The organism is Chryseobacterium daecheongense, from assembly GCF_003729955.1.
GTDB lineage: Bacteria > Bacteroidota > Bacteroidia > Flavobacteriales > Weeksellaceae > Chryseobacterium > Chryseobacterium daecheongense.
Window position 1 is genome coordinate 161,216 of the sequence record NZ_RJTX01000003.1, and the last position, 8,081, is coordinate 169,296.

Consider the following 8,081-nt stretch of genomic DNA (forward strand, 5'->3'; position numbering starts at 1 on the left):
ATGAATACACCTCAAGTTATAATCATCACAGGAACATCTTCAGGAATAGGTTTTGTTTTAGCCGAATACTTTGGAAAAAAAGGCCATAAAGTATATGGATTAAGCAGAAAATATACTGAAAGCTCATACTTTACATCCATCCCTACCGATGTTACAGATAATTCAGCAATCCAAAATGCTATTGCTGAAGTTTTAAAAACAGAAACAAGAATTGATGTACTTATCAACAATGCCGGAATGGGAATGGTAGGTGCTGTAGAAGATTCTGCGAAAGAAGATATCCTCAAATTATTCAACCTGAATCTGGTAGGTGCAGTTCAGATGATGAGTGCGGTTCTTCCTAAAATGCGTGAAAATAAATCCGGAAAGATCATTAATATTTCAAGTATTGGGAGTGAGATGGGACTACCTTTCCGTGGATTTTATTCTGCTTCCAAATCAGCTTTAGATAAGGTAACGGAAGCCATGAGATATGAAGTGTATCCTTGGAATATTGATGTATGCTCTCTTCATTTAGGAGATATTAAAACCAATATTGCGGAAAACAGAGTGAGAACAAAGGTATCTGAACCATATAAGAATGTTTTTGAAAAAGTGTATTCTTTGATGAATGCTCATGTAGGAGAGGGAACAGAGCCTTTAGAAGTTGCTGCATATATTGAAGCCCTCCTGAGTAAGAATAAATGGAAAGCTCATTATTATTTTGGTAAATTCGGACAAAAAATAGGGGTTCCATTGAAATGGATACTTCCCCAGGGAACCTATGAAAATTTAATGAAAAAATATAATAAACTGGATTAGTTTCAGTTTTTAAAGGAGTTTGAAGCTATTATTGAAAATATTTTTTGTATTGTTCTGTGTTTTTGTTCAGGCACAGAAGAAACAATATTGGCTTATCGATTCCCAGACCAACGTTAAGAAAAAGGTAAAAGATTCTGCTTCTGCGGTAAAGTTCCTGGATTCTCTCGCTCAAAACAATTATTTTTTCACCGAGCTTAAAGAAGTAAAAGTAAAGGGCGACAGTACGGAAATTTTTTACGATAAAGGAAAAAACTTTAATGAAACCTATGTAAACCTTTCCGACTCTATTGTTCAGAAAACAAAGGAACAGAGAGAATTCTTCACTAAAAATTTAGATTCTACCAAAAAGAGCATCAATAAAAGATATATTGATGACGGATATTCTTTTAGCCGGATCAAGTCAAAATATAAAGGTCAGAAAAACGGATATCCTGTAGTAGAACTTGACATTAATAAGAATGATAAAAGGACTATTGATGGTTTCGTGGTAAAAGGCTATGAAAGGGTTCCGAAAAGATTCATTAAAAATCTTGAAAAGGATTTCAAAGGCAAAACCTATGACGATAAGAATCTTGTAGCCATCAATAAAAATTTCCAAAGTCATCCTTTTATTACCTTGGAAAGGCCGCCACAAACTTTGTTTACAAAAGATTCCACCCGGATCTATCTCTTCATGGAAAAAAGAAAAACCAATACTTTTGATGGGGTAATCGGTTTCGGAAATGATAAAACAGATAAGTTTACGTTGAACGGAACACTGAACGTGAATTTCAGGAATATGTTCAACGGATTCGAAACCATCAATCTATATTGGCAGAGAAACCCGGATAAAGGCCAGACGTTTGACCTGGCAACGGATATTCCTTACCTCTTTAAATCCAACGTAGGTTTGAATATGAAGGTGAATATTTTCAGACAAGACTCTACTTTTGCCAATGTGAAAGCGCTTCCTGCACTTTATTATCATTTGAACAGCCGTAATAAGATTGGTCTTAGAGGAACTTTTGAAAGCTCAAGTATTATTGATACATTATATGTTCAGGGAAAAGATTATAATAAAAAGGGGATCGGAATCTGGTTTGAAATGATAGAACCTACCGATATTGATCTTTTCCTTTACAAAACAAAGATCAACGGAGGATATGATTATCTTACAACGACATATACAAAAGATAATATTAAAGCACCTCAAAACCAGTTTTACTTTTTTGGAGAGCATAATTATCATATCAATGGTAATCATTTTCTCAATATAAAGGCTGAAGGTGCTATGATGGATTCTAAGATCGAGTTTTCCGCCAATGAATTATACCGCTTCGGAGGGTGGAATTCTATGCGGGGATTCAATGAAAGCTCTCTTGCTGCCGATTTCTACTACTACGGAAGTTTAGAATATCGGTATTTGATCGGAAATCAGGCTTTTTTTGATGTCTTTGGACAATACGGACAACTCAACAACAAATCTTTAAACGTAAAGCCCAAGCTTTATAGTGTCGGGCTCGGGTTCAATTTTTTTATTCCCATAGGACTCATGAGCTTCCAGCTTTCCAATGGGAATGAATTCGGAAATCCTTTTAAATTTAATGATATAAAAATCCATTGGGGAATTCTGAGTAGATTCTGATTTTCCCTGAATATAACATATAAAGCCTTACATACAACATGTAAGGTTTTTACTTTTTCCAGACAATATCAGCATTTACTCTTCAATATGATCAAATACGGAATAATTTTTGAATACTATTTAATAAAACTAATTTATATTTTACTATTACATATCAATAACAAACTATTGAGAATCAATAAATAATAATAAAAAAGTATCGTTTTTTATTTCGTAATTTGGCCGTTTTTATTATTTTCACTTTATTAAATTTAAATACCATGAAAAAACACAAGCTTTCCGTAATTTTATCTTTAACTGCCTTAGCATTTGCTACACAGCTGAATGCTCAGGATAGCAACACAGACAATCACACTATTGGAATTACAATTCCTGAAGTGGCATTAGTAGATATAGAACCTGCTGCCAGTAAAAATATTACCATGGGATTCACAGCACCTACTGAAGCAGGTTTACCGATTACCCTTACCGGGACAAATAATACTCTTTGGCTGAACTATTCTTCCATTAAATCCGTTACGGATGCTACCCGCACTGTTTCTGTTAAACTGAATGCAGTAATTCCGGGAGTAGACATCAAGGTCACGGCAGCTGCGGCTACCGGATCCGGAGCGGGGACATTGGGAACTCCATCTGCACAATTAATTTTAAGTGCAGCTGATCAGACAATTATTTCAGGAATTGGAAGTGCTTATACAGGTGATGGTGCTAATAATGGGCACAATCTTACGTACGCATTAGCTCCTGGAAGTGGATCGGGTTCGGTAGCGGCATATGCAGACCTGCAAGCTACTACAACGGCTGTAGCTACGGTAACGTATACTATTTCTGACAATTAAATTTTAAAAAAAGTACCGAAGTTTCATCTTAAAAATATAAGAAGAAGTTGAATCATCAATTTCTTCTTGGCTTTTTGTTGACTTTATTTTAAATCCAAATATGACAGGAATGATCAAGCGTATTTTATTTTTAGTTACCTTATTTTTACACATCGGTTTTTTACATGCAAGCATCGTTATCCTTAATGGACTTACTCACAGCTATAAAGTTGAAGGAGGTAAGACTTATAAAGGAAAGATCAGTATGGAAAATACAGACAGCACTCCTCAAAATGTAAAAATCTATTTACAGGATTTCAGCTATAAAGCGGACGGATCAATCAGTTACAGTGCTCCCAAAACCAATGAAAAGACCAACGCAGACTGGATAAAGCTGACGACCAACCTACTTACTTTACAAGCTAAAGAAAAGACTGAACTATATTATGAAATTACAGTTCCGGATACAATTGCACAGGTAGGGAGTTACTGGAGTGTCATTATTATTGAACCAGTAGAAAATATTCAGCCTGATAAAAAGGAGGGCATTACCATTACTTCCATTATCCGGTATGCTGTTCAGATTATTACAGATTATAATTCGGAAAGTGCAAAACCGGATCTTAAATTTGAAAGTGTAAGAATTGACAAAGAAGACGGCAAGCAGATTTTAAAAATTGCAATTGCGAATAAAGGAAATCTTTATTGCAAACCAACTGCTACCGTGGAAGTATATCACCGTAAAAACGGACAAAAAGCAGGCGTATTCTCAAGCCAGGCGATGGGTTTACTGCCTTCAACATCCAAATTATTTTATATTGATATCAGCAAATTGCCTCCTGATCAATACAACGCTGCTATCATAGCAACAGATGAAGACGAAAATGCTTTCGCCCTCAATGTGGAATTAGAAGTAAAAAATGATTAAAAATTGGGTTATATTATATCTCTTTTTATTCTTTCCGGCACTTATTTTTGCTCAGCAACAAAGTCATGATTTTGACGATAAGAAAGATAGTCTGCTACCGGGAACATCTACTTCTATTTCCTTTACCATAGAAAATCCGGCTTCTGACCCCAAAACATTTATTGCTCAGGTTGAAACTTCAAGCCTGCATATCATTCCCATATCATCCCAGACTGAATTTTCAATCCCTGCAAAAGAAAGAAGTGTGTTTATAGCTCCTTTACGTATTGCTACGGAAACACCACAAGGAAAGTATACGATCACCTTAAGAATAACGGAAAAAGATACTGAAAATATTCTTACCATGTCTTCGGAGATAACAGTATTGGGAAATAGGAAACTCTCTCTTACCTTATTGGATGCTCCGGAATTCATAAAAGCAGGAGAAACCATTACTGCCAATTTTCTTCTTAAAAACAGTGGAAATATTACAGAAACCATTACTCTGGAAAGTAAAACAGCCTCTGTTAAAGGAAATTCCGTAATCCATTTACCTTCCGGTGAAACAAAAATTATTTCCATTAATAAAGCTACAAACCCGGATATGGGAAAAAATGAATTCCAAAATCTTGATTTATCGGCTTACTACAGCAAAGATCGTCAAACGGTTTATGCCAGCGTGAAAATTATTCCGGTAAAACCTATTGAAGAGGATATTTACCATCGTTTTCCCATTTCCGCTTCTCTATCATTCATTGGTATGCAAAACAGGGGTATTTATCATGATGGGTTTCAAGGAGAAATATATGGTAAAGGAAGCTTGAGCGAGGAAAATAAAGATATCCTTGAATTCAGAGCTGTAACAAGGAATCCGGTTGAATTCAACTCATTTACACAGTATGAAGAATATTTTATTAATTATAAACGAGATCATTTTTTTATTCATTTAGGAGACAAAACCTATTCGTCATCATTCTTAACAGAATTTGCACGGTATGGACGTGGCGCAGAAGTTCGCTTTGATTTAAAAAGATTGAGCATTGGCGGATTCTACAATCATCCTAGATTTTTCCGTGATATTAAGGATGAGTTTAATGTATTTTCCCAGTTGAAAATCGGAAAAGAATCTGAAATTACTGCCGGATATTTACATAAAATCCCCCGACAGAATGAGAACAACTATAGTTTTAGTAACGCAATATTAGATTCTCCGGCACATATTCCTTATGCAACAGGAAAGTTTCAATTGAATAAACATTTTACTATTTCGGGAGAATTGGCTTATAGTAAAACTGATCTCACAGAAGGAAATGCTTACATGGTACAAGCTCAGGGAAATTTTGAAAAACTCACCGGAAACATCATGTACATGAGAGCCAGTCCTGAATTTTCAGGATATTTTACCAATACCAATACATTAAATGGAAATCTGCAATATAAACTTACCAAAAAAATAAACGTTTTGGCCAACTATATTGAAGATGCAAGAAACTTTCAAAGAGATACTTTACTGTTATCTGCGCCCTACAGAAAGTTTTTTCAATATGGTATCAGTTACAGGTATGTGAAAAACGGATCTTTGACATTTTATAATGGATTTCAAAAATATGAAGACCGTCTGGAGCCTAAGCAATTTGATTATTACGAGAAGTTTTTTAAAATAAATCTCGATCATCAATTAGGAATATTTCAACTGAGCCTTCAAAGCCAATTTGGAAAAACAGAGAATTATCTGACCGGCTTTACCGGAAATTCCAGTTTTTATACCGCCAATATCAGTTTTGAAAAGTTTAAGACCTCTTTTAATGTATATGGAAGTTATGCCATTACATCACGCTATCAGATGCAGAATCAGAAACAAATCTATTATGGGGCGCGTATCATGAGCATGTTTTCTGAAAAAACATATTTCAGTCTTTTTTATCAGAATAATTATATTCCTGAAGAATATTTTAATGATCGGAATCTGTTTGAGATCCTTTTTCATCAGCAACTTTTTCATGGTCATGAATTTGATATTTCCGGGCGCTACACCTTACAACGCGGTGAACTTGGAAACAAAGATTTTATATTTTCCTTGCGTTATACAATGCGTCTTAATGTTCCCGTAAAAAAAATTGCTGAGTATACTACACTATCAGGAAATATAAGTAATCTTGGCGTTAAAAAGACTTCCGGAATCAGGTTAGTTTTGGGAAATCACTTATCAGTTACTGATAAAAATGGTGATTTTATATTTAAAAATATCACACCCGGAGAATATTTTCTTGAAATAGACAGGTCAACAATAGAGATCAATGACATTCCTGATGTTACAATACCTGCTGCAGTAAACCTTATTAATAAAGAGAATGTTTTTAATTTCGGATTAACAACAGCAGCCAGCATCCAGGGAAATATTCAACTTATAGAGCCTAAAGATAATCAACTAAGTTTTGCTCAATTTTCCAAAAAGGATAAAAAGAAAAAAGACAATATTATTATACAAGTGTCTAATGGAGAACAAACTTACCGGAAAATATGCTTTATAGGCGAGAACTTTGATTTCACATACCTATGCCCGGGAAATTGGACGGTGAAAATATACAGAAATGGATTAGACAAACGCTATAAAATATCTGTGGATACTTTTCAGGTTGTATTAAAGCCATCTGAAGCTAAAAGCATAGTTATTAATATAATCAAACAACAAACAGAAGTTAAATATCAACAGGAACCTATAAAAGTGGGCTATAATGAAATAAAAAAATGAAAATGAAAAACATCTGCCAAATATCATTTATAATTTGTTCCTTTTTTTTCTGTGAAGTTTTTTCACAAACTTCAGGAAACAAAAATGCTTCCATAGCATTACCTGTTGTAACCTTATTGGATGTTGAACCTGCAGGGAATATTACTCTCAATTTTACAGCTCCCACGGAAGCCGGAAGAGCGATTGTGAATCCCACAGGTAATACAACCAAATGGATAAATTATACATCAGCCATTGCCCCGGGAGGTGTTAGCAGACGAATAACCGCCTCAGTAAATCAGACTATACCTGGTGTGGATATTAAAATACAGGCAGCTACAGCTTCCGGAGCAGGAGGCGGTACATTAGGAACTCCTTTAGGTCAAATAACAATTACCACAACACCCGTAACCATCATCAATGGAATTGGAGGAGCTTATACGGGAACTGGAGCGAATAACGGACACAGACTTACAATAATAATTGCTCCCAATACATATTCCAATTTATCTGCTGTTAACAATACTTCTATTGCCATCACTTACACAATCACAGAATGAGAATTAAAATGAAACTTAATAGCCATTCCCACTTAAAAAATATTTTCATAGCGAAATGTCTATGCATTACATCCTTGATCATTGCTGATAATCATTTAACCGGACAAACAATAACAGTTGGAGGAAGTAATTGGATAGTAAGTGTACCTTCTATTACTGAAGCAGGAAGTAATTATGCAGGAACTTATGAAAGTACTAGTAATATAATTACCTTATCCGGTTCATTACCCGGATCCTTTCTAAATCTTCTTTCAGGGGGAGCAGCCAGGGTTAGTATGCATTACGATGTTATTTCTTGGAATAATTCTCTTCATCTTTATGCCAAAAGAAGTGGTGGAACTACAAATATCAGTGGAATTTGCCTCGGCTGTACTGCAACAATCAATGGTGGAACTACTTACATAGAAATACCACAGGCTGTAGATACAACATTCTTTACGATAAACTTTACCGGAGTTTTAGGGCTTGGTAACAGTGTGTCTTATTCTGGCATTAATGTACAGTTACAGATAAGTGGTGTTTCTGTGACCATTCCTGCTACAACATACAATGCACAAATAGTTTTTACAATAGGTCCTAATTAGTCTCTTAATTCAATCCGGGAAGAAAGTCAAAAGATATTTAATTCGATTTCATACTT

Annotated in this window: 7 protein-coding genes; all 7 read left to right on the plus strand. The window is 34.9% G+C overall.

The genetic code is table 11. The features are described 5' to 3' along the window. The 7 genes from EGI05_RS13300 to EGI05_RS13330 all read left to right on the plus strand — a co-directional run bounded on the left by EGI05_RS13300 (position 1) and on the right by EGI05_RS13330 (position 8,025). Positions 1 to 801, plus strand: coding sequence for an SDR family oxidoreductase (locus EGI05_RS13300; RefSeq protein ID WP_123263533.1), 801 nt, complete (start codon positions 1 to 3; stop codon positions 799 to 801). Between the two features lie 49 nt (positions 802 to 850). Beyond that, on the plus strand, positions 851 to 2,425 hold the full coding sequence (locus tag EGI05_RS13305; RefSeq protein ID WP_228428610.1) for a BamA/TamA family outer membrane protein: 1,575 nt from the start codon (positions 851 to 853) through the stop codon (positions 2,423 to 2,425). 260 nt (positions 2,426 to 2,685) lie between these two features. Beyond that, positions 2,686 to 3,264 (plus strand): hypothetical protein, encoded by a 579-nt coding sequence (locus EGI05_RS13310; protein ID WP_123263535.1) that lies wholly within the window; start codon positions 2,686 to 2,688, stop codon positions 3,262 to 3,264. Positions 3,265 to 3,373: 109 nt separating this feature from the next. Continuing rightward, the gene (locus tag EGI05_RS13315; RefSeq protein ID WP_123263550.1) at positions 3,374 to 4,171 is read left to right on the plus strand and encodes a WxL protein host-binding domain-containing protein; all 798 of its coding nucleotides are present in this window, start codon (positions 3,374 to 3,376) and stop codon (positions 4,169 to 4,171) included. Next, positions 4,164 to 6,902 carry a COG1470 family protein gene (locus tag EGI05_RS13320; RefSeq protein ID WP_123263536.1) on the plus strand — a complete coding sequence of 913 codons (2,739 nt, stop codon included), beginning with the start codon at positions 4,164 to 4,166 and terminating at the stop codon, positions 6,900 to 6,902. The genes EGI05_RS13315 and EGI05_RS13320 overlap by 8 nt, the downstream gene beginning before the upstream one ends. 2 nt (positions 6,903 to 6,904) lie before the next feature. Further along, positions 6,905 to 7,441, plus strand: coding sequence for a hypothetical protein (locus tag EGI05_RS13325; protein WP_228428611.1), 537 nt, complete (start codon positions 6,905 to 6,907; stop codon positions 7,439 to 7,441). An 8-nt stretch (positions 7,442 to 7,449) separates the two neighbouring features. After that, a complete protein-coding gene (locus tag EGI05_RS13330; RefSeq protein ID WP_148042568.1) occupies positions 7,450 to 8,025 on the plus strand; it encodes a hypothetical protein in 576 nt (191 codons plus the stop codon). The last annotated feature ends 56 nt before the right edge of the window (positions 8,026 to 8,081 follow it).

What these genes read in the sequence shown, in the direction of transcription:
- EGI05_RS13300 (WP_123263533.1), top strand. Translation starts at nt 1, where the DNA reads ATGAATACACCTCAAGTTATAATCATCACAGGAACATCTTCAGGAATA.
- EGI05_RS13310 (WP_123263535.1), top strand. Translation starts at nt 2,686, where the DNA reads ATGAAAAAACACAAGCTTTCCGTAATTTTATCTTTAACTGCCTTAGCA.
- EGI05_RS13315 (WP_123263550.1), top strand. Translation starts at nt 3,374, where the DNA reads ATGATCAAGCGTATTTTATTTTTAGTTACCTTATTTTTACACATCGGT.
- EGI05_RS13320 (WP_123263536.1), top strand. Translation starts at nt 4,164, where the DNA reads ATGATTAAAAATTGGGTTATATTATATCTCTTTTTATTCTTTCCGGCA.
- EGI05_RS13325 (WP_228428611.1), top strand. Translation starts at nt 6,905, where the DNA reads ATGAAAAACATCTGCCAAATATCATTTATAATTTGTTCCTTTTTTTTC.
- EGI05_RS13330 (WP_148042568.1), top strand. Translation starts at nt 7,450, where the DNA reads ATGAAACTTAATAGCCATTCCCACTTAAAAAATATTTTCATAGCGAAA.